The organism is Prauserella endophytica (assembly GCF_005146945.1).
Classification (GTDB): Bacteria; Actinomycetota; Actinomycetes; order Mycobacteriales; family Pseudonocardiaceae; genus Prauserella_A; species Prauserella_A endophytica.
In genome coordinates this window covers 15,963-41,528 of sequence record NZ_SWMS01000029.1, presented here as the reverse complement: position 1 = coordinate 41,528, position 25,566 = coordinate 15,963, and the positions used below count along the sequence as shown (strand labels likewise).

Annotated in this window: 26 protein-coding genes; 18 read left to right on the top strand and 8 right to left on the bottom strand. The window is 69.0% G+C overall.

The window, feature by feature from the left end; genetic code table 11:
* Positions 1-29: 29 nt before the first annotated feature.
* Positions 30-1,625, top strand: coding sequence for a PucR family transcriptional regulator (locus tag FCN18_RS32985; RefSeq protein ID WP_137096948.1), 1,596 nt, complete (start codon positions 30-32; stop codon positions 1,623-1,625).
* 316 nt (positions 1,626-1,941) lie between these two features.
* Here the strand turns inward: FCN18_RS32985 and FCN18_RS32980 are convergent, their stop codons facing one another.
* Complete coding sequence (locus FCN18_RS32980; RefSeq protein WP_137096947.1) at positions 1,942-2,538, bottom strand: TetR/AcrR family transcriptional regulator; 597 nt, start codon at positions 2,536-2,538, stop codon at positions 1,942-1,944.
* 160 nt (positions 2,539-2,698) lie between these two features.
* Between FCN18_RS32980 and pdhA the strand changes: the two genes are divergently transcribed.
* The 4 genes from pdhA (at position 2,699) to lipA (ending at position 7,313) form a co-directional block, all read left to right on the top strand.
* Positions 2,699-3,790, top strand: a complete 1,092-nt coding sequence (gene pdhA, locus FCN18_RS32975) for a pyruvate dehydrogenase (acetyl-transferring) E1 component subunit alpha (protein WP_112273639.1) — start codon at positions 2,699-2,701, stop codon at positions 3,788-3,790.
* Positions 3,787-4,782, top strand: coding sequence for an alpha-ketoacid dehydrogenase subunit beta (locus FCN18_RS32970; RefSeq protein ID WP_112273641.1), 996 nt, complete (start codon positions 3,787-3,789; stop codon positions 4,780-4,782). Before pdhA ends, FCN18_RS32970 begins: the two co-directional genes overlap by 4 nt.
* A 10-nt stretch (positions 4,783-4,792) precedes the next feature.
* Complete coding sequence (locus tag FCN18_RS32965) at positions 4,793-5,974, top strand: dihydrolipoamide acetyltransferase family protein (RefSeq protein ID WP_206078034.1); 1,182 nt, start codon at positions 4,793-4,795, stop codon at positions 5,972-5,974.
* 325 nt (positions 5,975-6,299) lie between these two features.
* Positions 6,300-7,313 carry a lipoyl synthase gene (gene lipA / locus FCN18_RS32960; protein WP_137096946.1) on the top strand — a complete coding sequence of 338 codons (1,014 nt, stop codon included), beginning with the start codon at positions 6,300-6,302 and terminating at the stop codon, positions 7,311-7,313.
* A 333-nt stretch (positions 7,314-7,646) separates the two neighbouring features.
* Here lipA and FCN18_RS32950 read toward each other — a convergent pair whose 3' ends face one another.
* Complete coding sequence (locus tag FCN18_RS32950) at positions 7,647-8,558, bottom strand: LysR family transcriptional regulator (protein ID WP_137096945.1); 912 nt, start codon at positions 8,556-8,558, stop codon at positions 7,647-7,649.
* A 161-nt stretch (positions 8,559-8,719) separates the two neighbouring features.
* Here FCN18_RS32950 and FCN18_RS32945 point away from each other — a divergent pair, with 161 nt between their 5' ends.
* From FCN18_RS32945 to FCN18_RS40925, 4 genes are all read left to right on the top strand, one after another.
* Positions 8,720-9,319: a hypothetical protein gene (locus tag FCN18_RS32945; protein ID WP_137096944.1), complete on the top strand. Its 600-nt coding sequence runs from the start codon at positions 8,720-8,722 to the stop codon at positions 9,317-9,319.
* A complete protein-coding gene (locus FCN18_RS32940; RefSeq protein WP_137096943.1) occupies positions 9,316-10,089 on the top strand; it encodes an SDR family NAD(P)-dependent oxidoreductase in 774 nt (257 codons plus the stop codon). Before FCN18_RS32945 ends, FCN18_RS32940 begins: the two co-directional genes overlap by 4 nt.
* A gap of 41 nt (positions 10,090-10,130) precedes the next feature.
* A complete protein-coding gene (locus FCN18_RS32935; protein ID WP_112273651.1) occupies positions 10,131-10,670 on the top strand; it encodes a 2,4'-dihydroxyacetophenone dioxygenase family protein in 540 nt (179 codons plus the stop codon).
* 452 nt (positions 10,671-11,122) lie between these two features.
* Positions 11,123-11,314, top strand: a complete 192-nt coding sequence (locus tag FCN18_RS40925) for a TetR family transcriptional regulator (RefSeq protein ID WP_137096942.1) — start codon at positions 11,123-11,125, stop codon at positions 11,312-11,314.
* 451 nt (positions 11,315-11,765) lie between these two features.
* Here the strand turns inward: FCN18_RS40925 and FCN18_RS32925 are convergent, their stop codons facing one another.
* Entirely contained in the window at positions 11,766-12,089 is a 324-nt protein-coding gene (locus tag FCN18_RS32925; protein WP_137096941.1) for a DUF4387 domain-containing protein, read from the bottom strand.
* Between the two features lie 17 nt (positions 12,090-12,106).
* On the bottom strand, positions 12,107-12,487 hold the full coding sequence (locus tag FCN18_RS32920; protein WP_206078033.1) for a hypothetical protein: 381 nt from the start codon (positions 12,485-12,487) through the stop codon (positions 12,107-12,109).
* Between the two features lie 845 nt (positions 12,488-13,332).
* Between FCN18_RS32920 and FCN18_RS32915 the strand changes: the two genes are divergently transcribed.
* The 9 genes from FCN18_RS32915 (at position 13,333) to FCN18_RS32875 (ending at position 22,776) form a co-directional block, all read left to right on the top strand.
* On the top strand, positions 13,333-14,148 hold the full coding sequence (locus FCN18_RS32915; RefSeq protein WP_112273678.1) for an SDR family oxidoreductase: 816 nt from the start codon (positions 13,333-13,335) through the stop codon (positions 14,146-14,148).
* 29 nt (positions 14,149-14,177) lie between these two features.
* The gene (locus FCN18_RS32910; protein ID WP_112273680.1) at positions 14,178-15,779 is read left to right on the top strand and encodes an AMP-binding protein; all 1,602 of its coding nucleotides are present in this window, start codon (positions 14,178-14,180) and stop codon (positions 15,777-15,779) included.
* A gap of 10 nt (positions 15,780-15,789) precedes the next feature.
* Positions 15,790-16,998, top strand: a complete 1,209-nt coding sequence (locus FCN18_RS32905; RefSeq protein WP_112273682.1) for an acyl-CoA dehydrogenase family protein — start codon at positions 15,790-15,792, stop codon at positions 16,996-16,998.
* Positions 16,995-17,627, top strand: coding sequence for a TetR/AcrR family transcriptional regulator (locus FCN18_RS32900; RefSeq protein WP_112273684.1), 633 nt, complete (start codon positions 16,995-16,997; stop codon positions 17,625-17,627). The genes FCN18_RS32905 and FCN18_RS32900 overlap by 4 nt, the downstream gene beginning before the upstream one ends.
* 85 nt (positions 17,628-17,712) lie before the next feature.
* Positions 17,713-18,756, top strand: a complete 1,044-nt coding sequence (locus FCN18_RS32895) for a phosphotransferase family protein (protein WP_206078032.1) — start codon at positions 17,713-17,715, stop codon at positions 18,754-18,756.
* 8 nt (positions 18,757-18,764) lie between these two features.
* Positions 18,765-19,559, top strand: coding sequence for a VOC family protein (locus tag FCN18_RS32890; RefSeq protein ID WP_158303215.1), 795 nt, complete (start codon positions 18,765-18,767; stop codon positions 19,557-19,559).
* 2 nt (positions 19,560-19,561) lie between these two features.
* The gene (locus FCN18_RS32885; RefSeq protein WP_158303214.1) at positions 19,562-20,878 is read left to right on the top strand and encodes an MFS transporter; all 1,317 of its coding nucleotides are present in this window, start codon (positions 19,562-19,564) and stop codon (positions 20,876-20,878) included.
* Between the two features lie 32 nt (positions 20,879-20,910).
* The gene (locus FCN18_RS32880) at positions 20,911-21,780 is read left to right on the top strand and encodes an SMP-30/gluconolactonase/LRE family protein (protein WP_112273692.1); all 870 of its coding nucleotides are present in this window, start codon (positions 20,911-20,913) and stop codon (positions 21,778-21,780) included.
* Positions 21,781-22,005: 225 nt separating this feature from the next.
* The gene (locus FCN18_RS32875; protein ID WP_112273694.1) at positions 22,006-22,776 is read left to right on the top strand and encodes a PIG-L deacetylase family protein; all 771 of its coding nucleotides are present in this window, start codon (positions 22,006-22,008) and stop codon (positions 22,774-22,776) included.
* A gap of 200 nt (positions 22,777-22,976) precedes the next feature.
* On the opposite strand, the gene FCN18_RS32870 is transcribed toward FCN18_RS32875, so the two are convergent.
* Genes FCN18_RS32870 through FCN18_RS32855 form a run of 4 tightly spaced genes read right to left on the bottom strand, consistent with a single transcriptional unit; the run spans position 22,977 to position 25,551 of the window.
* The gene (locus FCN18_RS32870) at positions 22,977-23,627 is read right to left on the bottom strand and encodes a DUF5701 family protein (RefSeq protein WP_113642836.1); all 651 of its coding nucleotides are present in this window, start codon (positions 23,625-23,627) and stop codon (positions 22,977-22,979) included.
* A gap of 6 nt (positions 23,628-23,633) precedes the next feature.
* Entirely contained in the window at positions 23,634-24,515 is an 882-nt protein-coding gene (locus tag FCN18_RS32865; RefSeq protein WP_112273698.1) for a Vgb family protein, read from the bottom strand.
* Positions 24,512-25,168: a CatB-related O-acetyltransferase gene (locus FCN18_RS32860; RefSeq protein WP_112273700.1), complete on the bottom strand. Its 657-nt coding sequence runs from the start codon at positions 25,166-25,168 to the stop codon at positions 24,512-24,514. Before FCN18_RS32860 ends, FCN18_RS32865 begins: the two co-directional genes overlap by 4 nt.
* Positions 25,165-25,551: a nuclear transport factor 2 family protein gene (locus tag FCN18_RS32855; protein ID WP_137096939.1), complete on the bottom strand. Its 387-nt coding sequence runs from the start codon at positions 25,549-25,551 to the stop codon at positions 25,165-25,167. The genes FCN18_RS32860 and FCN18_RS32855 overlap by 4 nt, the downstream gene beginning before the upstream one ends.
* Positions 25,552-25,566 lie beyond the last annotated feature (15 nt).

The window sequence follows — 25,566 nt, the reverse complement described above, 5'->3', positions numbered from 1 at the left end:
GCCGGTGAACGACCCGACAGGAGAACGATGTGAAGCTGTCCGACCTGCTGGAGGCCGCCGGGCCGGGCCCACTGCGACCAGTTCACCTGGTGAACGGTGGCCTGACCCCGATCAACGACGTCGTCATCGTCGATTCCGCGTGTCCCCCGGCAGCCGGCCAGGTCATCTTGGCGGTCGGACTACAGCTCGACACTCCCGCCGGACGTGCGCTGATCGCCGAGAGCGGCGCGACAGGGGCCGCTGCGGTCGTCTTCCGGTCCACGGTAACCGTGAACGCCGTGCCGGGCGACACCCGGACCTCTGTCCTCCTCGCCGATGCCCACATCGGCTGGGCACAGCTGCTGCTTCTGCTTCGCACCCTGACCTCAGCCGCCCAGGACGAGACGGCCACGGAATTTCCTGATCACCCCATACCCAGTTCCATGCACGGACTGGCGGAGGCGATCGCGGTGATGGTCGGCGGCTCCGTGGTCCTCTACGACCGAGCCCACCGGGTCATCGCCTACGCCGTGCAAGGCCACGAGATAGACACCGTGCGCCGGGACGCGATCATCGGGAAACGAACCCCAGAGCAGTGGATCAAGCGGTTCACCATCGACCGGTCGGCTTACCAGACCTTCCGCAACCCCGACGAGGTAGTCCGGGTCGACAGTTACGAGGAGATGCGGACCCGATTGCGGATCGCGATCCATGCCGGTGGGGAAATCCTCGGCGAGATCTCCGTGGCGGAAGGACGGCAGCCGCTCACCAGCGAGGCCGAGGAGGCACTCAAACGCGCCGCCGCCTTGGCAGCGCCGTTCATGCTGCGTCATCGCATCGCCGAAGACACCGGCCGCACCGCCCGTGAGCAGATGCTTCGCGGCCTCCTCGAGGGAAGTCCCACGCTGGCCACCCATGCGATCAACTCCGGCCTCGACCCCCACAGAGGGCTCACCGTCGTCGGGTTCGCCGTGCGCACGCAGGACCGCACCGATGCGACCTCGGCCGAGGTCTTCACCGAGCGCCTGATCCATCTGCTGTCGCTACAGGTCCACAGCCTCGATCCCGCCGCAGGTGTCCTGTCGATCGACGGCGCCTACTACGCGGTTGTGCCCGCGCTGACACCGGCGAGTCACGAGCAACTCGTCGGCAGACTCCGGCCCGCACTAGACCAGCTCCACCGACTCGACATCGAAACGTGCGCCGCCGTCGGGAGACGCGCCACCAGCCTGGCGGAAGTTCCCCTTTCGCGGAGCGACGTCGACGACCAACTCCTCGTACTCGCACGCCGGGGCGGTTCCGGCGTCATCGGCACGAAACAGCAACTGTGGGCGGATCTCACCCTGCTGCCGGCCGAACGTGCGATCGCCGCCGCGGATTCAGACCTCACCGAGCATCTGCGACGACTCACCGCGCACGACCAACGGCACGGCACCGAATTCGTCAAGACGTTGAGGACGTATCTTGAGGTTTTCGGGTCGACGTCCGCCGCAGCCGAACAGCTCGTCCTTCACCCCAACACGTTGCGGCACCGGCTGTGGCGGCTCGCTGAGATATCCGGAATCGACTTAGAGGATCCGGCGCAACGACTGGCCCTGCACCTTCAACTGCGAGCGGGCTCGTTGCCGGACCAGTTGCAGCCGTAGACTCAACCAGCAGACTTCTGAAGCCAGCTGCGGAAGGCCGATCCGGTTGGATGGAGCGCCGTCCCTCGAGACAGGGCTCCCGCGGATCGACGAAAGCCTCATGCCCGCCGGACCTGCCCGCTCGACAGCAGAACGGTTCGACGCGGCACTCCGCGGAATCGACAGTGCGCATCGCTCAACTGAAGCCCGCGGTGTGATCTTCGTTCGGCCGCGAAGGGAACGGCGGAGCCGGTGCATCCGGGCCTGACCTGTTCCCGTGCCGTGGCTGAAGCGCCTGCGCACCCGTTGCCGGCGCGCCCGCGTCGGCTTGTCAGCGCTACCGCGCCTCCAGCCCGAGCGCTTCCAGCGCGGCCACCGCCTGCGCCCTGGCCTGTGCGCGTGTCGGCGCCGGCCGCAGTCCCAGCAGTCGCTGCCGGTGGGGCTCGCCGAGCAACAGGGAGAACAACGCGGTGGCTCGGCCGGCGTCCGCCTCCGGCAGCAGCCCCTCGAGAGCGGCGATGTAGGACCGCGGTCCCTCGTCGTAGAAGCGCTTCGCGAGGTCGGGGAACGAGTGCGCTTCAGTGATCATCAACCGGTGCAGGCCGATCGCCTCGTCCGAGTGCAGCGCGACGACGATCTCGGTCGCCAGCTGTGCCGGCGTGTCGCAGCGGCGGCCCGTCATCTCCAGGGCGCGGCGCCGCAGCCGTGCGACCGCGGCGAAGAAGATCTCCGACTTGTCCCCGAAGTAGGCGTAGAGCGTCCGCTTCGTGACGTGCGCCGACCCGGCGACGTCGTCCAGTGAGACGGCGTGGAACCCGTTCGACACGAACAGGCCCACCGCCGCGTCCAGGATTTCCTCCTGTCGTCGCGCGCGCTCTTCCCGCGTGGGTCGGCCGCGCTTGCGCGGCGCCTGCCCGTCTCCCTGGTCACTCATCGTCCCTCCTGACACCGAGACCTCTTAATGAAACGGAAGTAGTATCATTTAACGTGTCGACGTGACCAGGCCGGCGTCACATCCGGACGCCGGTCCCCCGCGGGGCGTCGTCACGGCGGCCCACACCGCGACGACGCCCCGAGGCGAGAGGAGATCCCACATGCCCAGCCCTGCAGGGGCGCCCACCCGCGGCGGCGCTCCCGCGACCGGCCCGGACCCGGTGCTCGACGACGAGCCCGCCCTCCGGCTCTACCGCCAGATGGTGCTGATCCGCCGGTTCGAGGAACGAGCCGCCCGCGCCTACACCGAGGCGAAGGTCGGTGGGTACTGCCACCTCAACCTCGGCGAGGAGGCGACGGTCGTCGCCCTCATGGCCGCCCTCGACAGGACCGACTACCTGTTCACGAACTACCGCGAGCACGGCTACGCCATCGCACGCGGCATCGACCCGGGTCGCGTCATGGCCGAACTCTACGGCCGCACCGACGGAGTATCCCGCGGCTGGGGCGGTTCGATGCACCTGTTCGACGTCGAGTCCCGGCTGATGGGCGGCTACGGCATCGTCGGGGGCCAGATCCCCCTCGCGACCGGAGCAGCCCTCGCCATCGACTACCGAGACGACGACCAGGTCGTGATGTGCCTGATGGGCGACGGGGCGACGAACATCGGGGCGTTCCACGAATCGCTCAACCTCGCCGCGCTCTGGAACCTGCCGATCGTGTACGTCGTGGTCAACAACGGCAGAGGTATGGGAACCAGCGTCGAGCAGGCGTCCGCTGAGCCGGAACTCTTCCGGCGCGCGTCCTCTTACCGGATGCCGTCGAGTCGCGTCGACGGCAACGACCCCGAGGCCGTCTACGAGGCGGCGATCGAGGCCATCGGCACCGCCCGCTCCGGGCAGCCCTGCCTGCTGGAGACGGTCTCGGGCCGGTTGAAGGGCCATTCGGTGGTCGACCCGGCGAAGTACCGCGACCGGGCCGAGACCGAGGCTCTCATGGCCGCCGACCCGGTGGCCGCGTTCGCCGCCCGTCTGCGGGAAAGGGGCGTCCTCGGCGACGCACTGAGCGCCGAGATCGACAGCGAGGTCACGACCGTGGTCGAGGCGGCCGCCGCGTTCGCCGAGGCGAGCCCGCTCCCGGACGTGGCGACCCTGTTCGACCACACCTACGCCACTCCTGTGCGGAACGACTCACGCCGGCTGCCCGGACAGCCCCTCTTCCCGATCGGCGCGTCGATGGGTGCTCCGGCATGACCCTGATCAGCTATCGCCAGGCGCTGCACGACACGTTGCGGTCGGAAATGCACCGCGACGACCGGGTGTTTCTGATCGGCGAGGAGATCGGTCTCTTCGAGGGCTCGTACAAGATCACCGCCGGCCTGCTCGCCGAGTTCGGCCCCCGGCGGGTGCGGGACACCCCGATCGCCGAGGAGGGGTTCACCGGCGCCGCCATCGGGGCCGCGATGCTCGGCCTCCGGCCGGTCGTCGAGATCATGACGATCAACTTCTCGCTCCTCGCCCTGGACCAGATCGTCAACCACGCCGCGAAGATCTACGGCATGTTCGGCGGGCAGGCTCGCGTGCCGATGGTCATCCGGACCCCCGGCGGCGGCGGACAGCAGCTGGGGGCCACCCACTCACAGAACATCGAGCTCTACTACGCCTTCGTGCCCGGGATGAAGGTCGTCGCACCCTCCACACCCGCCGACGCGAAGGCCCTGATGCTGGCCGCTGTCCGCGACGATGACCCGGTGCTCGTACTGGAGAACCTCGCCCTTTACAACACCAAGGGCGAGGTGCCCGACGAAGACCTGCCCGCCGACATCGGAACAGCGGCCGTCACCCGCGAAGGTGCCGACATCACCGTCGTCGCCTACTCACGCATGGCCGCGGTCGCACTCAGGGCGGCCGAGGAGCTGGCGGCGACCGACGGGATCGACGTGGAGGTCGTCGACCTCCGGAGCCTCCGCCCGCTCGACCGGGAGACGGTCATCGCCTCGGTCCGCAAGACCAACTGCGCCGTCGTCCTCGAGGACGACTGGCTCACCTACGGGATCGGCGCGGAAGTGGCCGCCAGCATCTCCGACGGGGCCTTCGACTGGCTCGACGCACCTGTCCGGCGCGTCGCCATGGCCGAGGTCCCGCTGCCCTATTCGAAGCCACTGGAGACCGCTGCACTGCCCTCCACCGACGACGCCATCACGGCGATACGCCAGACCCTCGACGCCGTCGCCAGGCGTCGCTGACGGGAGCACGATGATCGACATTCTGATGCCGCGCCTGTCCGACACCATGGAGGAGGGCGTCATCTCCTCGTGGCACAAGAGCCCCGGTGACCGGGTCAACGCCGGGCAGATCCTCGCCGAGATCGAGACCGACAAAGCGATCATGGAGTTCGAGGCCTACCAGGACGGCACGCTCGCGGAGATCCTCGTGCCCGCGGGCAGCGCCGCCCCTATCGGGTCACCGATCGCCCGGCTCGACGACGGCATCGGCGGACCGGCGGCCCGGCCCGGGGACCGCCCGGCCGATGAGTCCAGCCGAGCGGCAGAGACCGGACGCCTGGTGGCCACCCCCCTCGTGCGCAGGCTCGCTCGCGAGCACGGGATCGACCTCACCACCGTCACCGGAACCGGGCCTGGCGGAAGGATCGTGCGTGCGGACATCGAGGACGCCCTGCGCGCGAGTCCCAGCACGGACACCTCACCCCCGGCCCCGAGTCCGGCCGAACCCGACAGCGATCCGGCATCCACGAGGATGCCGTTCGACGCCGTCCGCCACGCGCTGGCGAGTCGGCTCACCCAGAGCGCGACGACCACTCCGACGTTCACCGCGACGGCGTCCGCCGATGTCGAAGCTCTCCTCAGCCTGCGGGCCCGCCTCAACGAGGCCCTGGACGCGGCGGGGTCGGGGAAGGTGACCGTCAACGATCTCGTCGTCCGCGCCGTGGCGCTCGCGTTGCGGGTCCACCCGGGGATCAACGCCTCCTACTCCCCGGCCGGACGGGGTGAGACCGTGCTCCACAGCAGGGTGCACGTCGGGATCGCCGTGTCCTCACCGAGCGGGCTGATGGTCCCCGTGATCCGGGACGCCGACCGGACGCCGGTCTCCACCATCGCGGCACGGGCACGCGACCTCGCCGGCCGAGCCGCCGACCGCTCGCTGACCCCGGCCGACATGGCGGACGGGACGTTCACGGTCAGCAACCTCGGCATGTTCGGGGTGGAGCAGTTCACCGCCATCATCAACCCGCCCCAGGGCGCGATCCTCGCCGTCGGCGCCGCGACCGACGTTCTCGGCTCGCCGGACGCCCCGGCGCGCCCGCGCATGCGCTACACGCTCACCGCCGACCACCGCATCATCGACGGCGCCCTGGCCGGTCAGTTCCTGGCCACGCTCACCGGCCTACTCGAAAACCCGTTGAGCGTCATCGCCTGAGTGGAGCCGAATAGTGTCCAGTACCACCTCGCCGACACTGGAGCGCATCGATCCCGGCGCCTGGGCGCCCGGGATTCGCCACCCGGCGACGCGACAACCCGCCCGGGGAGCCGGGCCTGACCGGTGTGCGAACGCCCCCGTCACGAAGCTCGCCACCGCCGGGTCGCGGATGAGCCGGAAGCTCACCACTTCCGGGTTCGCCCTGTCCATGTTCCGTGCCTCACCGCCTGCGGGTTGCAGGACATCACGATGACCTTATTGGTTGACGCGGCCTTCTGCGCGGCCTTCGACCACGCCCGTGTCCGGACGAACGGAGATCCCCACGATGACGAACGCCCACGGCCGCAGGCTGCTTCGCCTCGAGGTCCGTAACAGCGAGACCCCGATCGAGCGCAAGCCGTCCTGGATCCGGACCCGCGCGCGGACCGGCCCGCAGTACACGGAGCTCAAGGGGCTGGTCCGTTCCGGCGGCCTGCACACGGTGTGCGAGGAGGCCGGCTGTCCCAACATCTACGAGTGCTGGGAGGACCGCGAGGCCACGTTCCTGATCGGTGGCGAGCAGTGCACCCGGCGCTGCGACTTCTGTCAGATCGACACCGGCAAGCCCGCCGAACTCGACCGCGACGAGCCCCGCCGCGTGGCTGAATCCGTGCGGCGGATGAGGTTGCGCTATTCCACCGTCACCGGTGTCGCCCGCGACGACCTCGATGACGGCGGCTCCTGGCTTTACGCCGAGACCGTGCGTCAGATCCACGCATTGAACCCCGGCACCGGCGTCGAACTGCTCATCCCGGACTTCCAATGCCGCGACGACCGGCTCGGGCCGGTCTTCGGCTCGCGGCCCGAGGTGCTGGCGCACAACCTCGACACCGTGGCGCGGCTCTTCCACCGCATCCGGCCCGCCTTCCGGTACGAAGGGTCCCTCGAGGTGCTGACCAAGGCGAACGCGGCTGGGCTGGTCACCAAGTCGAACCTCATGCTCGGGATGGGCGAGACCCCGGACGAGGTGACCGGCGCGCTGCGCGACCTGCGGGAAGCCGGCTGCGAGATCGTCACCATCTCGCAGTACCTGCGACCGTCCGCACGGAACCACCCCGTCGAGCGCTGGGTCAGGCCCGAGGAGTTCGTCGAGCACATGACGACGGCCGAGGAGATCGGGTTCGCCGGCGTGCTGGCCGGGCCGCTGGTCCGCTCGTCGTATCGGGCCGGACGGCTCTACGCCCAGTCCGTGTCCCGGCGGGCATCCGCGACCTCGACCCTCAGCACGAGAGCTGATGGTCCCTCGGATCGACCTTTGTTCCAGGAACCGGGCGGACAGCTCGACCCACGCATCCCATGACACAGGGCCGCTGCGGAGAGCGAGTCCGAAGGGTGGTCGATGGTTTCGAACGGTAGACGGCCGCCACGCAGGTCGAGACCTTGGCCGACGGCGGCGCGCGTCCGGACCCGCGCGAAGCCGCCGAGCGGTATCGGCTGCGCGTGCTCGCGATCGACGAACCATCCCGCCGAGGTCGCGTGCCGCATCTTCGCCGGGTGTCCCGACGGCAACGGGGACCGCGCGCTTGCCAGCGAGCTCAACCGCGACGGCATCCCCTGTCCGTCAGCGCGGCGGACGGACCGGAACCGGCACCGGCTCGCCGGAGAACCGCCGCCCTCATGACGTGCCCCCGCGTCATGCCCCGGTGGTGACTTCGAAGGCCTCCCGTACGGCGTGTGTGGTGCGGCGCAGTGCGGCAATCAACGCGGACTGCTCTTCGTCACGGGTGCAAAGAGAGATGGGGCAGGGCTCGACATCGGTGACCGGAATGAACACGACGCCGGGGTGCCGGTAGCTGTCCACGACGGAACCACCGGTGATCGCGATCGCCTCGCCGCGTGCGACGACCTCGAGGAGTTCGTCCATGGTGTGCACAGTGGGTCCGTAGCGGACGGGCTCTCCGCTGGGGCGTGGGTCGCAGGCCCACCATCGCACCCACTGTTCGTCACTCTTGTCGTCGGTGACGTGAGGCTCGCCGTCGAGGTCGGCCAGGACGACCGTGGCACGCGTGGCCAGCCGATGGCCGATCGGGAGCGCGACCACACGGGGCTCGTGACGCACCACATCGAGTCGGAGCCCGTCGGTATCGGCGATCGGGGGACGCACGAGCGCGGCGTCGACGGTTCTGTCGCGGACCGCTGTCGCTTGCTCGTGCCAGGGCAGCTGCGTGAGCTGGACGGTCACGGCGGGGGCATCGCGTTGCAGCAGGTCGAGGATTCGGCGGGTGTGTGTGCCGGTGGCGGCGCTCATGAAGCCAAGCCGTAGGACGCCGTGGAGGTCGCGACGGTAGGCCTCGATGGCGGCAACGGCCCGGTCGGCCGCGGCCAGTGCCGTGCGTGCCTCGGAGAGGAATCGCCGGCCCGCTTCGGTGGGAACGACAGGATGGGCGCTGCGGTCGATGAGCTCGACACCGAGCCTGCGCTCGAGCGTGCGGATCTGCTTGCTCAGGGCCGGTCCGCTGACGAAGAGCCTGGCGGCCGCGCGGCCGAAGTGACCTTCGTCGACCACGGCTGCGAGGTAACGCACGAGATGCAGGTTCAGGTCCACACCGACTCCTCTCGTGACCAGTGTCCCATGACATGGGTTGTGAAGTGCTCGGACCGGGCACAATAACCGAATGGTTAACGCGTTGGGCGCAGTTTGTCCTGGACGCTACCGATGCGCGGGGACAGCCTCTAGGTCACCACCAACGACGGAGGTACCGCGACATGAGCCGTTACGAGCAGGAGTTCGTCACGATGTTCGCCGGGCTGGAGAAGCAGCTCGAGAGCATCGACAACCCCCGCCACCGCGCGATTCTGAAGAACTACCGGCGCCACGGCCTGCTGGAGGTGGCCGGGCGCTATCGCGAGCTGCTGGCACCGGACATGACCGTTGAGCACCCGCAGTACCGGCTGCACGAGGGCGGCCAGTCGATCGTGCTGGACGGGATGGCGGAGGTGACGGCGTTCTACGAGTCGCTGCTGGCCGCCAACGCGATGGTCATGTGGGTGGCCGACCAGCACATCGCGGTCAACGACCACGGCTTCTCCGGTGAGGTCGTGTTCAAGGCGTTCGTCCCGGCGCCCATGCTCGGCGAGAGCGCCTTCAGCAACGTGCGTGCCGGCGAGGACCCGAGCGAGATGTACCTGCTCAAGCGCACCATGGCGTTCGTATGGCCGTACGACGAGCGGTGCCGGCTGATCGGGGAGCACGTGTACGAGGACGGCGCGTCCCGCGAGATCACCAAGCCGGACCCGGCCGACGTCATCACCGCCGAACGCGCCGCGGAGCTGCTCGCTCCGGAGATCGACAAGGTCCTGCCGTGAGCGTCGCGCTGGTCACCGGCGCCGCCGGTGGACTCGGCGCCGCGATCGCGGCCCGCCTCGCCGAGGAGCACGCGGTGTTGCTGACCGACGTCGATGCGAGGCGGCTGAAGGAGGTCGCCTCGAAGCTGGCCGCGGATGGCGCCAGGGTCGCGCACACCACCTGCGACGTCAGCGAGCGAGCCTCCGTGCAGGCCGCGTTCACCGCCGCCGAGGAGCAACTCGGCGAGGTCACCGCGCTGGCCAACGTCGCAGGGGTCGGGATGTTCGTGCCCTTCACCGAACTGACCGAGCAACAGTGGGACCACACCTTCGCGGTGAACACCCGTGGCACCTTCCTCGCCTGCCAGGAGCTGCTCCGGCGGCGTGACGGCAGGCCAGGGGCGATCGTCAACATCGCCTCGATCGGTGCCCGCCTCGGCATGGAGGTCCTGGCCGACTACGGCCCCTCCAAGGCCGCGGTGATCGAGCTGACCCACGTGGTCTCCCGGGTCGGGGCGCCGACCGGCCTGCGCGCCAACGCCGTGATGCCCGGCCTGATCTGGACCGACATGTGGCAGAAGACCAGCGAATGGCTCCTGGCCAACGACCCCGCCCATGCCGGCTCATCCGCCGACAAGATCTTCGCCGGTTTCGTCGAGTCGATGGTGCCCATGCGCAGACCTCAAACCCCCGAGGACATCGGCGAGATGGTGGCGTTCCTGCTCTCCGATCGCGCCGCGAACGTGACCGGCCAGACCATCGCCGTCGACGGAGGCGTCGTCCTCACCTGAACCCGCACCCCTGCAACAGCAACGGAAGAGAGGCAGCACCGATGACCAGCACCGTCCCCGCTCCCGCCGGCCCGGCGTTCTGGATGACCAATCCGGGCATCACGCCCAAGGGCTCCCGGAAGGAGTTCGTCGATCCCGCCGACATCCCATGGACCGATTGGCTCATGCCCGGGACGCGCTTCAAACTGCTGTACGCCAACCTCGTCAGCGGCAGCTTCACGGTGATCCTGGAGGTGGACCCCGGGGTGCAGGCCACCCCGCACTGGCACATGGGCAACGTTCAGGCATACATCCTCGACGGTGGTTTCCACTACCACCAGGACGATCCAGGCCGCACCGGTACCTACACCTGCGAGGTCGCCGGCGCCGTCCACCAGCCGATCGCCCCCGAGGGGACCACCATGCTGGCGTTCGTCGAGGGGCCCATCGCCGGCTACCTGCCCGATGGGCAGCTCGGGGTCGTCGCCGACGCCCGTCTGCACTACTACATGGCACGCGACAACAACGCCGTCGCACTCACCCAGGTCGTCGACTACGCCACCGACCCGTCGCTCGACATGCACGGCGAGGCACAGCGGTGACCGGGCGGCTGGCGGGCGGGTCGCGCTGAGCACCGGCGCCGCACGGGGCCTGGGCTGCTCGCACACGGTCCGGTTCGCCGAGGAGGGAGCGCAGGCGGCGCTGCTCGATCGTTGCGCGCAGATCGGGCAGCGTCTCCCGCGCTCACGATGCACCTGCCATGACCGGTCTGATGCGGGCCCTCGCCGCCGAGGCCCGAGCGGCACCGGGTCCGCGTGAGCTCGCGGCACCCCACCGCGGTCGACACACCGTTGATCGACAAGGCCGCGCCCAGAAGAGGTCACAGCCATCCGGGCGCGACGAGAATCGACCAGCTGAGCAGTGGGCCCGCGATCGCCATCGCGCCCGCGAACCCACGGAATCGCCGCCTCGCCAAGACAGTCCGGCGCTGCTTCGACGAATCGGCCCACGCGCGCATGCGATGACTCAATGGGACATCGACCAGAGTTGATCAATGCCCCGCTGGATGCCTCGCGCGAAAGAGCGGCTGAGAGATGCAGCGGTCGAGTTGTTCCTCGAGCACGGATTCGAGAACGTCACGGTCTCCGATATCACCCGAACGCGCAGGGCTGACCAGGCTCACCTTCTCCCGCTATCTCACGGACAAACGGGATGTGCTCTTCGCCGGCTCGGAGCAGCACGCTGACGCCGCCAGAGACGCGGCGACCTCCGCAGGCGAGGACCTCGGCCCGTGGGATGCCACGGTGACCGCGTTGCGGCACGTGGGTGACCAGTTGGTCCAGATCGTCCCCACAGCCGGACAACGTCGGGCGGTGATCCGGACCAGTGTGGAACTCCAGGAACGGGAACGCACGAAATTCGCACTGGCCGCGGCCGGAAATCGCCGACGCACTGCGCGGACGGGGCACCCCCGAACAACTGGCTGAAATGCTCGCGGAGGTCGGCGTGACCGCGTTTCGGGCCGCATTCGAGCGCGCCAAGCTCGTCGGGGATGAGACGCCCACGAGCTATCGATGGGTCCGAGTTCGAAGATGGTCGACGACATGAAAACGGGCTGCGGATGTGATCATCCACAGCCCATTGAGTCGGCATCTGCACCCGGGGATCGAGCCACCCAGAGCCGCGGAGTACCGTGCTCAGTCCATCGGCACGAGAATGTCCAGCAACGGCGGATACTGCTGACATCCGAAGACGTCACCCTCGCCCGGGCTGCCGCTGGGTTGCGGCCGGGCGAAGGTGAACTTGATCGCGTAGGCGGGGTCGAAGTTGACGAAGTCCACGATCCGCGCGTCGTCCACCTTGAACAAGGCGGCCACCGTCTCTCGGGTCAGCACGCCGCTGTTCTTCACGTGCTCGTAGTCGTCGCGGGTGTGGAAGACGACGTCGAAGGTGATGCGGTCCGTGCCCGCGTTCTTGCTGCGGATCGTCTTGGCCAGCTCGGCCAGTGTCCTGGTTGCCATGGTCGCTCCTAAGGTAGTCACGAGGCGCCGACGTCACACAGCGTCAGTTCGAACAGTTCCATCGGGTCCTTCACCGGCACCGTGTGGTTCATCGACCAGACATAGGCGCTGCCCGCGGGGAGAACGTCGTCGACCACGAAGGACGCGGTGCCCGCCGTGCCCTTCACCTCCGGCAGCCGCGCGTAGAAGATCTGCCGGGTGCCCATCAGCGTCACGCTCTCGGCGAGTTCGCCGGTCCCGGCGATCCCCTCTATCACGACGCACAGTTCGTGCGAACGGATCTCGGTGACCGGCTCCAACTCCCCCATCACGCCGTCTTTGCCGGAGACACGGAAGTTCAGGTGGTACTCGATGCCCTCGAACTGCGCGGCGACCTCGCCGCGCACCAGGTCGAGCACCGTGTCGATGTGAGCGATGGTGTACGGGTCGCGGATCCCCGCGATGCCGAGGTACTTCTCGCCGAGGTGGCGCAGAGTTCGGCCTAGGGCTGCGGTGAGTGAGCTTCGCCCCGTTCGCCGGACACGGCCGGACCTCTCTGCTGGGCGCGCCCAGCAAGGACTACCGCTACTCGGTGATCGCCACAGGAAACCCGCAACAACCGGGTCGCGTCGCCGATCACGCGTCAAGCAATATCGGGTCATCGAGGTGAACCTGCACGGTACGTTCCTGGGCATGCGAGCGCTTGCCGGCCTCATGGCGGAGGAAGCGTGGAGCTGCGAAAGCCACTCGCAACTGCGGCGGAACGAACGCTCTGACCTCCGGGAGAGTGCTCACGTGCCCTGTTCCAGGGTCGGAGGCGATTCGCGGCCCACGCTGCGATCTCGGCGCTAGTGGTGAAGCCGAGCTTGGTGTGGGTTGAGCACCCGTCGCTAACCGGTCGGGCGTACAGAGGCTGCGGAGATCGACGGGTTCTCGATCTTGGGCGCCTGCTGCACCTGACGAAGCTGTGCGGATCGGCGGCCCGGTGCATTCCCACGGTCGGCGGGCGATTGCCGGGTCCGGCGACCGCCTCGCAAGTCCGAGTCCCTGACCAACCCGGCAGCTGCTCGCCGGTTCGCTCCAGCTCGTCACCGGTCAGTTCGCGGCACGAGACGGCGGAGCCTAGACAGCCAGTTTGTGCCTAACCGCTCGAGAGTGCGCCACTCCCCGGTCTGACTGATCCAGGTCTTGACCGGCGGCAGAGCCAAGGCTAGCGTTCTGATTGAACTTGGCGCCAACGCCAAGTTGATCAAGGAGGACCGGCATGGGCGGCGGAAGCCCCACTCAGTCATCTGCCGACCAGTTCGCGCTCGCGGGCCGGGTCGCTCTTGTGACCGGCGGGTCGAAGGGCATCGGTCTGGCGACCGCCACCTTGCTGACCGAAGCCGGCGCCCAGGTCGCGGTCGCCTCACGGGATGCCGGACACCTGGATGCGGCGGTCGAGGAGATCGTGCGAGCGTGTCCAGGTGCCGAGCCCGGTCGCTACGTCGTCAACGCGGGTGAGGCAAGCCAGGCAGAGGCCACGGTCCAGGCTGTACTTGAGGACTACGGCCGCATCGACATCCTGGTCAACAACGCCGCGACCAATCCGTACTACGGGCCGGTGACGGGCATCGACGTCGAACGAGCAGCCAAGACCGTTCAGGTCAATCTGATCGGTCCGGTGTTCTGGACCCGGTACGTCTGCGACGCCTGGATGTCCGCCCACGGTGGTGCCATCGTGAACATGGCCTCCCTCGGGGCGTACATCGTCGAGCCGGGAGCCGGGTTCTACGCGGTCACCAAGGCCGGGCTGGTCCATCTGACCACGCAGCTGGCTGCCGAACTGGGTCCGGCGGTGCGGGTCAATGCCATCGCACCAGGGGTCGTGAAGACCGACATGGCCCGGGTTCTCTGGGAGGGCAGGGAAAAGCAGCTGGCCGCCCAGCTGCCGTTGCGCAGGCTCGGCGTACCTCGCGATATCGCGAACACCGTGCTGTTCCTCGTCAGTGACGCGTCTTCCTGGATGACCGGCCAGACGCTCGTGGTGGACGGCGGAGCCATGGCCATGCCGCTCGCGGGCCTCGGGGAACAGCTGTGACAGCCACCAGCAGCCAGCGGAGGAACACGATGGAGTGGATTCAGCCCGAACACCTGCTTCCCCAGGTCCTGCGCAGACGCGCCGCCGAAACCCCCGACGCGGCGTTTCTCCGGCACGTCGACGGGCGCACACAGACCTATCGGCAGGCCCACGAGGAGTGCCTGCGCTGGGCGAATGCCCTGGGACGGCTGGGCGTGCGACGCGGCGACACCGTCCTGACCATGCTGCCGAACTCCTTTGAGGCCTACCACGCGTGGCTCGGTCTCTCGTGGCTCGGCGCGGTGGAGATCACGCTCAACACGGGCTACCAAGGGCGGATGCTGCGCTACACGGTGGAGGCCGCGAACGCCCGCGTCATGGTCGTTCCGCAGCAGTTCCTCCCCCGGCTGGCCGAGATCGCCGACCAGCTGGAGACGCTGGAGACGGTCGTAGTGTCCGATGGGGACGGTGCGTTGCCGGAGTTACCGCTGCGCGTGGTCGGCCGGAGCGCGTTCCTCGACGAGGCCGTCGCGGAGCTGCCGGACGGTGCCACGGACCCGCAGCCCTGGGACATCTCCTGCGTCATCTGGACGTCAGGGACGACCGGCCCGTCGAAGGGAGTGATGCTGCCGTGGGCCGAGATGTATCTGTTCAACGAGGTCGTCACCGGTGTCACCGGCCCGGACGACGTCTTCTACCACTTCATGCCGCCGTTCCACATCGGCGGCAAGCTGATCTTCTATGCCACGGCGGAGCTGGGCGCGTCGCTGCTGATGCGCCCGGTGTTCAGCAGCAGTAACTTCTGGCGGGACGTGCGCACCCACGGCTGTACCCACGTCAACATCCAGGGCCCGATGGTCCGCATGCTGATGAACGCACCGCCGACGCCAGACGACGCCGACAATCCACTGCGCACGATGGGCTGCGCGCCGTTGCCTCCGGACCTGGACGATTTCCACCGCCGGTTCGAGGTGCGGGGGACCAACACCTACTACGGGATGACCGAGATCGGCCTGCCGTTCGTGTCGGCCGGCCTGGAGCTGCCCAACCTGGAATCGTGCGGTCGGCTTCGCGACGGCTACCAGGTGCGCATTGTGGACGAGCATGACTACCCGGTCGCGGATGGGCAGGTCGGTGAGCTGATCGTCCGTGCCGATCACCCGTGGACGATGAACGCCGGCTACCTGAACATGCCGCGCGAGACGGCGGAGGCATGGCGCAACGGCTGGTTCCACACCGGGGACGCCTTCCGGGCCGACGCCGACGGCAACTACTACTTCGTGGACCGGTACAAGGACGCGCTACGCAGACGGGGAGAGAACATCTCCAGCTTCGAGGTTGAGTCGCAGGTCGGCGCGCATCCCGACGTGCTGGAGGCGGCGGCCGTCGCGGTCCCGTCGGAACTGGGCGAGGACGAGGTCATGGTCTACGTGGTGCGCTCACCAGGCAGCGCGCTCAGTGAGGCGACACTGTCCGGCTGGCTCACCGAGCGCATGCCGAAGTTCATGCGGCCCCGCTACATCGAGTTCGTCGACTCCCTGCCGAGAACGGACGCCACGCTGCGGGTCAAGAAGGCGGAACTGCGCGCCCGCGGAGTCACCCCGGACACCTGGGACCGGGAGGCGGCCGAATCGGCCGCACCCGCGACGTGAGAGGACGACAATGCGACTTGAGCCGACTGCCCGTTCACAGGAACTGCGGGAAAGGCTGCTCGACTTCATGGCGGAGAAGGTCTATCCAGCCGAGGCCGTGTACCGCGAGCAGATCGTGGCTTCTGGCGATCCGCATCTGCACCCTCCGGTCATGGAGGAGCTGAAGGCGGCGGCCAGGGAACGCGGGCTGTGGAACCTGTTTCACCCCGATCCCCAGTACGGTCCCGGACTCACGACGTTGGAGTACGCCCCGCTGGCGGAGATCATGGGGCGAAGTCTGATCGGTCCGGAGGCGACGAACTGCTCGGCACCCGACACCGGGAACATGGAGGTGCTCACGCTGTTCGCGGACGAGCGGCAGCGCCAGCAGTGGCTGGAGCCGCTGCTGGCGGGCACAATCCGCTCCGCCTTCTGCATGACGGAGCCGGAGGTGGCCAGCGCCGACCCGACCGGCGTCCGGCTGCGGATCGACCGCGACGGCGACGACTACGTCCTCAATGGACGGAAATGGTGGGTGACCAACGCATATCACAAGAACTGCGCGGTCTTCCTCGTCTTCGGGCGCACAGGCGACGAGGACCTGCCCCGGCACCGCAGGCACAGCATCGTCGCCGTACCGGCCGACACGCCGGGGATCCACCTGCGCCGAGCCCTGCCGGTATTCGGCTACCAGGACCCCGAGGGCCACGCCGAGATCGAGTTCATCGACGTCCGGGTGCCGGTGGGCAACATCATCGGGGCGGAGGGCGACGGTTTCCTGATCGGCCAGGCCCGCTTGGGACCTGGCCGCATCCACCACTGCATGCGCTCGGTCGGGATGGCCGAGCGGGCCCTGGAGCTGATGTGCGCACGCGCCTCCGCCAGGTCGACCTACGGGCGTGCGATCGCCGACAACGCCAACATCCGGGACTGGATCGCCGAGTCCCGAGTGGACATCGAGATGCTGCGGTTGATGATCCTGCGCACCGCGTGGCTCATGGACACCGCCGGCAACAAGGAAGCGCGCACCGAGATCGCCGCGATCAAGGTGGCCGCGCCACGGATCGCGTTGCGTGTCCTCGACCGGGCGATCCAAGTGCATGGCGCGTGCGGCGTTGGTGATGATGTGCCGCTCGCGGCGATGTGGGCCTTTCAACGGACGCTGCGCATCGCCGACGGGCCGGACGAGGTACACAAGCGGCTGCTCGCCCAGCGCGAGCTGGATCGGATCGCGGGATGACCGGGGAGATGATGATGTCAACGAGTTCGAAACCGATGCCACTCACACCACGTGGCCGTGCCACTCGGGAGAAGCTGCTGGAGGCGTCACGGCGGGTCTTCGAACGCGACGGGTTCCTCGACGTCAAGGTCACCGACATCACCACGGAGGCCGGTGTCGCCGCCGGGTCGTTCTACACCTACTTCGAGAGCAAGGAGGACACGTTCCGAATCCTCTTGGAGCAGATGCGTGAGCAGCTCCTGCACCCGGAGCCGCGTTCCGGCGGTACTGCCGACGACCCGGTCGAGGAGATTCGGCAGGCTACCCAGCACTATTTCGAGACCTATCGGCGCAACGTCGGACTCATGCGCATCTTCGAACAGATGTCTGCCGTCGACAGCAGTTTCCGGAATCTGCGGATCGAGCGGGCGACGGTGTTCATCGAACGCAACGCGCGGAGCATCCGGGCCCTGCAGAAACAGGGTCGGGCTGATTCGACGGTCCCGGCGGAACTCGCCAGCCTGACTCTGAGCTCGATGGTGTCCCGGGTGGCACAGTTGGTGTTCAACTTCGGATACCCGGTGGACGACGTCAACGAGGTGGTCGACGCCGTCGTCCATCTCTGGGTCAAGTCGCTCGACATTCACTGACCAACCGACACCGTCAGTCCGCCTACCGTTCCGTCGATCGTCGAGACGGACGGACCTACCGCGCGCCCAAGGGAGGGTGAGACCGGTGACCGAACCGATCGATGTCGAGCTCGACCGCGTCGGTCGCTGGCTGCGCCAGGCCGGACTCGGCGCCGGGCCGATTGAATCGGCCACGGTGCTCGGTGGCGGCACGCAGAACCTTCTGCTCGTGCTGTGCTGGGGTGGCAGGGACCTGGTGTTGCGCTGCCCGCCGCGGCACTCGGGGCAACGCGGCGACGAGACGATGCGGCGAGAGGCACGGGTGCTGACGGCCCTCGGCCGAACCGACGTGCCACACGCGAGGCTGGTCGCCCACTGCGGTGATCCGGCGGTGATCGGCGCGGCGTTCACCCTCACCGAACGAGTCGCGGGCTTCAACGCGGGCGTCGAGATCCCCGAGACGGTATTGGCCGACGAAACCGCTCAGCACCGGTTGGGACTGACCGTCGTGGACGCGCTGCTCGCACTCGGCCGAGTCACACCCCGCCGCGTCGGGCTGGCCGACCTGGGCCGACCGGATGGGTGGCTGGAGCGGCAGCCGGACCGCTGGCGGCGGCAACTGGCCGGCTACCACGGCACCGGCGGCTATCGCGACGGCAGCCTGCCCGGCGCGGAAGAGATCGCCAGGTGGCTGGCCGAACACCGTCCTCCGACGTGGCGGCCGGGGCTGGTCCACGGTGACTTCCACCTGGCGAACGTTCTGGCTGACCCAAGCTCCGGTGCCGTGCGCGCCGTCATCGACTGGGAGCTGTGCACGCAGGGCGACCCGCTGCTCGACCTCGGACACCTGCTGGCGACCTGGCCGCAGGACAACGACCGACGGGTGCGGGCACCGCTCGCCGCTGCGCTGCCCGGGCTGCCGTCCCGCAGGCAGCTGCTGGACCACTACGCCCGTCACAGCGATCGAGACCTAGACGACTTGCGCTGGTTCGAGGTTCTTGCGCGCTACCGGCTCGCCGTGATCGTCGAGGGGACACACGTACGAGCGCTCGTCGGCCAAGCCCTTCCGGCCATCGGGCGGGAAGCGCACGCACGCGCCGTGGGCCTGCTGGAACGGGCAATGACAGACATCGAGACGAACGGATGGTGAGGCGGATCATGGCAACGCGGCTGCGCCAGGTGGCGCTGATCGCCCAGCAGCTCGATCCGGTCGTCGACGACGTTCGCGCCGTCTTCGGCCTGGAGGTCGGGTTCACGGCGGAGGACGAGATTGCCCTGCGCGGGCCAGGTCTCGTTGACGAATTCGGGATCACCAACGCGGTCCTGCCTGTAGGCGACACCTTCCTGGAGGTGATCTCGCCGCAGCGCCCCGACACTCCCGCGGCGCGCTTCCTCGCCGCCCGGGGTGGCGACAGCGGCTACATGGTGCTGTTGCAGTGTTCCGGACTGGCCGAGGTCCGGCGCAGGCTGGCCGAGGCGGGTGTGCGGGAGGTCTGGGAATCGCCGCTACCCGACATTCACGGAGTCCACCTCGACCCGCGAGACACGGGCGGCATCCTGTTTTCCGTCGAGGAACCCGACGATCCCGCCGAATGGCCGTGGGCGGGACCGAACTGGCGCGCCGCGCGACGGATCGAGGTTTCGTCGGCCATCGTCGGTGCCGAACTCAAGACCGCCGATCCGTGGGCCAGCGCACGCCAGTGGGGGCACTTCCTCGATCGCCCGGTCACCGCCCGCCCCGACGGAACACCCCTGCTCCACCTCGGTGCCACCGCGGACGGATGGATCGGCTTCCGTCCCGGCGCCCACCCGCGAGACACCGGTCTCCACGAGGTCGTGCTCCGCTGCGCCGACCCCGCGGACGTGCTGCACCGCGCGGCCAGTCGCGACCTGCCGGTCGCCGACGGCGCCGCAGTGGTGGCCGGTGTTCTCCTTCGCCCGGAGGGAGACTGATCATGACCGACCCGAAGCTGACTGACGACGCCGAGCAAAGCCCCCCGACAACGAGCACCGCCAAGCCGACCCGGGCGGCGGTCGCCGCCGGGATCGGGCACTTCGTCGAGTACTTCGACTACACGCTCTACGGCTTCTTCGCCGTCGTGATCGGGGCACAGTTCTTCCCCGATGCAGACCCGACCGCGTCGCTGCTCGCCGCGTTCGCCGCCTTCGCGCTGGCTTTCGTGGCCCGCCCGGTCGGTGGCCTGGTGTTCGGGCACTTCGGCGACCGGCTGGGGCGGCGCAACGCGCTCGCGGTGTCAGTGTTGATGATGGGCGGCGCGTCCCTGCTCATCGGCGTGCTTCCGCCGTACAGCGTGATTGGCGTCTGGGCCCCGATCCTGCTCGTGATCGCGCGACTGTTGCAGGGGTTCTCCGCCGGTGGGGAGAACGCCGGCGCGGTCACCTTCCTCGCCGAATACGCGCCCCAGGGCAAGCGCGGCCTCTACTGCAGCTGGCACCAGGTGGCCCTGACCGCCGCGCTGCTGGCGGGATCGGGGGCCGCGACCCTGACCTCCGCCGTGCTTCCCGCGGACGCGTTCGCGTCCTGGGGCTGGCGCGTGCCTTTCCTGCTGGGGGCGGCGCTCGCGCTCGTCGGCGTGTACGTCCGGCTCCGGCTCGGTGACACCCCGGCGTTCCGCCGCCTCGAGCGCTCCGCGGCCACCGAGCGGGTGCCGCTCGCGGCCGCGTTGACGACGTACCGCAGGGCCGTGCTGATCGGGCTCGGCTTCTTCGTGGGCCCGAGCGTCGCAGCCTACGTCTTGCTGATCTACATGCCGACATACGCCAGCGAGGTCGCCGGGCTCGACCGGCCGCTCGCGCTTCTCAGCAACTCAATCGCGTTGTCGCTGCTACTTGTCCTCGTCCCTTTCGCGGGCGTCTTGTCCGACCGGATCGGCCGCAAGCCGCTGTTGATTGCGTTCAATCTTGCGCTCGCGGCTGGGAGTTACCCGCTCATGGTGCTGCTGGCACAGGGTGGCTTCGCTTCGGTGTTGACGGCGCAGCTGGCCTTCGCCATTGTGGTCGCCGCCTTTTTCGGCCCGGCCGGCGCCGCCGCCACCGAACTGTTCACCACAAGCGTGCGGGTCACCGGCTTCGGCATCGGCAACAACGTCGCCACCGCGCTGTTCGGCGGCACCGCGCCGCTCCTCGCGACTTGGCTGATCGCCACTACCGGCAACGAAACATCACCGGCGGTGCTCCTCGTCGCGGGCGGCGCGGTCTCGCTGCTCGTGGTGTGGCGGATGGAGGAGACCGCACACAAGCCCTTGCGTTGACATCCGCAAACGCGACCCAGAAGGAGAGCAGCATGCCCCACACATCAGTAATCAGTGACGGACACGCCTTCACCGAGTCCCCCCGCTGGCACGAGGGACGGCTGTGGTTCGTCGACATGAACCGCGGCCAGGTTCTCGCCGTCGAACCCGGCCGGAAACCGGAGGTCGTCACGGACGTACCCGGCCGCACCGGCGGGATCGGGTGGCTGCCTGATGGCAGGCTGCTCGTCGTACAGCAGGAAGCCCGCACCGTCCTCCGCCTCGAGCCGCAGGGCCTCGTCGTGCACGCCGACCTCTCGGCCGAGGTCGACAGCATGCTCAACGACATGTGGGTGGACTCCACCGGCCGGGCCTGGGTCGGTGAGATGGGCTTCGACCCCCACGACTTCCTCGCCCAGCCTGAGGTGATCGCGGCGCTGACCGCCGAGTCCGTCGATGGGCCACTCGAGGTGCCCTCGACGAGCAGGATCTTCGCGGTCGAGCCCGACGGGTCATGCCACGTCGCTGCCAGCGACCTGGTCTTCACCAACGGCATCGTGGTGGACGAGCGCCGCAGGCGACTTGTGGTCGCCGAGACTTTCGGTGCCCGATTGACCGTCTTCGACATCGACGAGAACGCACGCCTGTGCGGCAGGCGGGAATGGCCCCTCGGATTCGCACCGGACGGGATCGCGTTGGCCCCGGAGGGCGAGATCTGGGTCGCCGATCCGATGCACCTGTGCGCCAGGCGCGTCGGTGACGGCGGGACGGAAACCGGACGGATCAAGGCCGACCAACTCTGTCTAGCGTGCGCCACTGGCGGCGCGGGTAGCACGACGCTGTACCTCTGCACCGCCCCGACCACCGACCTGAAGGAGAGCTTGGAGCTGAACGGGGCGCGCATCGACGCCGTGCCGATCTGAGCCGCCACCTGAGAACTTCGTGTCGCGTGAACAGGCGTCGACATCCGGCCGGCCAGGCCATGGTGCGAGAAGATCCGCACCGCCGAGCCGGACTCGGCAGCGCCAGCGGCTCGCACACGCGCTGGACCGCGCCTCGCCCCGCTTGGCCGGGCACGCCCGGCGGACCAGGCGTTGGCTCGTCGGCACGTCCAAAGGGGCGGACAGCGGGACCCTGAACGCGGCAGGATGGCCCACATGACATTGCCTGCCCTCCCCGAGGAGTCCTTCCAGCGCGTGCTCTGCGTCGTCGCGCACCCCGACGACATGGAGTACGGCACGTCCGCGGCCGTCGCTCGCTGGACCGCACGCGGCATCCAGGTCGGTTATCTCCTGCTCACCCGCGGCGAGGCCGGCATGCCCAACCCTCCCGAAGAGACGGCTCGCCTGCGCGTCGCCGAGCAGAAGGCGGCCTGCGCCGTCGTCGGCGTCGAGCACCTGACCGTCCTCGAACATCCGGACGGTGTGCTCGTCTACGGACTCGACCTGCGGCGGGACATCTGCCGGGAGATCCGCCGGTTCAAGCCCGACGTCGTGCTCGGCGGTGGGTACGAGATCGAGACGCCCTACGGCTTCGACCAGGCCGACCACCGCGCGGCCGGGCTCGCGACGCTCGACGCGGTGCGCGACGCGGGCAACCGGTGGGTCTTCCCGGAGCAGATCGACGACGAGGACCTCGAACCGCACTCCGTGCGCTGGTTCATCGTCCCCGCACTCGCCGGCTCCGGCGCGACCCACGGCGTCGAGGTCACCGGTGAGCCGCTACGCCGCGGCGTCGCCTCGCTCGAGGCGCACGCCGCGTACCTGGCCGCGCTCCCGGACCACCCCGCCCCCAAGGACTTCATCCCGGAGTTCACCGCATTGAGCGGCAAAGCCATGGGCGTCGAGCACGCCGTCCTGTTCCGCGCCCGCGACCTGCAGGCACCACCGGAGCCACTCACCGAAGCCATGCAGGACTGACCCGAGTCAGCTGGTCACCCATCACCGGGCGACGCGTCGAGCCACGATGGACTGTGAGGTCGGCGCTGGCGGCGAGTGCGAGGGTCGCGGCGCCGTGGCGGAAGGGGCTGCCGCCGGGTTCGGCACAGCCGAGGCCGTGGTCGACCCAATCGGGTCCTGCTGAGTGCGGCGCTGCCGGTCACCCGCGTCACGCATGGCGGCTACTGGACGGCTGTGGGCAGCAGGCGGCCGCCGGCCGAGGCCATGCCGAGCCAGGTGTGTGGGTTGCCCTGCCAGCACCAGCCGAGCTTGGGCGCGTGCTTGCTGATCCAGATGGCGGGAACCCGGCGGTCGTCGGATCGGGAGCCGCCGAGGGAGAAGCACTTGTTCTTCACCAGGAGTTCGGGGAACTGGGTGATCAGGGCGATCCCTTCCTCGATCGTGAGCGGGGTCCTGCTCCGGTCGCTGATGGTGGCCATGGCCTCGGCGGGCACGACACCGCAGAACTCCTCGCCCCGATCGACGTCCAGCAGCAGGTAGGCGCGGTGCCCGGCGAGTCCGGTCTGTTCGGTGGGGACGAACCGTTCGAGTGCGCCGGGTTCGAAGGAATGGTCGACGAAACCCGGCTGGTGCTTGCCGTGCAGCGTGGTGCGCGGCATCGTCTGCTCGATGGGCACGATGTGCCGGGTGAGCACGAGCAGGAACGGCACGGGGCCGGGTGCGCTGTCGGTGACGAGCTCGCGCAGTGGCGCGAGCAGCTCGGCGAACTCGTCCTGGCTCATCCCGGCCAGCGCCGGGTAGTCCCGGGCGACGAGATTTCCTAGCTGGCGGTCGAACTCGGTGCGGGCGTCGAACGTCGGCTGGTTGCTCATGGATTCCTACCTTTCTGGAGCGACGCGAGCGAGGGCACCGTTTTCCAGGGCCGTCCACAGTGCACCGTCGGGGCCGAGTGCGATCCCGTGCGGCTCGGCGCCGGGCGTGGGCAGGTCGTGAAGGTCGATGACCCCGTCGGCGATGGTGCCCACGCGGTTGCCGCCCCACTCCGTGAACCAGAGCGCGCCGTCGGCGCCGGGCGTGATGGCGTGTGGCCTGCCGCCGCGGTCGGGCAGGGGGTACTCGGTCACTGCGCCGTCGACGGTGATCCGGCCGAGCTGCCCGGCGGCGATCTCGACGAACCACAGCGCTCCGTCCCTGCCCGTGGTGATCCCGACCGGTGCGGCGGCCGGGGTGGGCAGCGGGTGCACGGTGACCGTGCCCGTGAGATCGATCCGTCCGATGGCGTTCGCCTTGTTGAGGGTGAACCACATCCCGCCGTCCGTGCCCGCGGTGATCGCGGAGGGGAACGCCCCTGGGTCCGGCAGCGGGTACTCGGTGACGGCGCCGTCGACGGTGATTCGGCCGATGCGACCGGCGGCGGTCTCGGTGAACCACAGGGCGCCGTCCGGGCCGGCGGCAATGCCGAATGGTCCGCAGCCCGGGGTGGGCAGTGGGAACTCCGTGACGACGCCGTCCGTGGTGATGCGCCCGATGCGGTGTGCCTGGTACTCGGTGAACCAGAGCGCTCCGTCCGGCCCGGTGGTGATGACCGTCGGCCCGCACTCCGGATCCAGCTGGTGATAGCCGGGCTCACCACCGGGGACCAGCCGGCCGATCCGGCCGCTGTGGACCATGGTGAACCACAGGGCGTGGTCCGGCCCGGTCGTGAGCGCGTACGGGCCGCCGCCCGCCACGGGGTACTCCTCGATCCGCACGCGGGTCATGCGGTCTGCTCCAGGCCGTGCTCCGCGGCGATGCGGGCGATGTCGGCCGGGGTGCCGGCCATGATGGTCCGGGCATGCGCGGTGACCAGCTCGGTGGGCCAGTTCCACCAGGCGGCTCGCCGCAGCCGGTCGACGTCGGCGTCGTCGAAGCGCTGCCGGATCGGGCGGGCCGGGTTGCCTCCGACGATCGTGTAGGGCGGCACGTCGGCGGTCACCACCGCTCCGGCCGCGATGATGGCGCCGTCGCCGATCCGCACGCCGGGCATGACGGTGGCCTGGGAGCCGAACCAGACGTCGTTGCCGACCACGGTGTCGCCGCGGCTGGGCATGCCGGTGACGAGGTCGAGCGTCTGCTCGGCCCACTCGCCGCCGAACATCGTGAACGGGAAGGTGGACACGCCCAGCATCGGGTGTTCGCCGCCGGCCATGAGAAACCGGGTACCCGCGGCGATGGCACAGTATCTGCCGATGATCAACCGTTCGGGCCCGTAGGCGTACAGCACGTTGCGCTGCTGGAACTCGGTCGCGCCGTCGGGGTCGTCGTAGTACGTGTACTCGCCCACCGAGATCGTCGGCGAGTTGACCAGCGGCCTCAGGAACACCACCCGCTGGTGCTCCGGCAGCGGGTGGAGGGTGCTGGGATCAGGTGTCAACGTGTGGCTCCTGGTGAGGGGTTGCGGGCGGGCACGGGGTCGAGGAAACCGTAGACGCGGCGCAGGCGGCCCTGCCCGGTGACGAGAACGGCGAGGCCGATGATCACCGCGGGGCCGCCGGGCGGCGCCAGCTCCCACGCCAGCCGTGCCAGCTGGTGGTGAACGTCCGGGCGGCCGGACATCCGGTAGCTCATGCCGGGGAATCTTCGCTGGGCCGTGGCCAGCACGTCGTCGATGGCGTCGCGGCCCTCGGCCACCGCGATCGGGTCGATGTAGCGGGCGTCGTCGGCCCATAGCTCGCCGACGAGCGCCCGGCGCGTGGCCGGGTCACGCTCGTTCCAGCTTCCCAGGTACCGCCGGGCCAGCTCGTCGATGTCGGGCATGGCGATCACGCTACG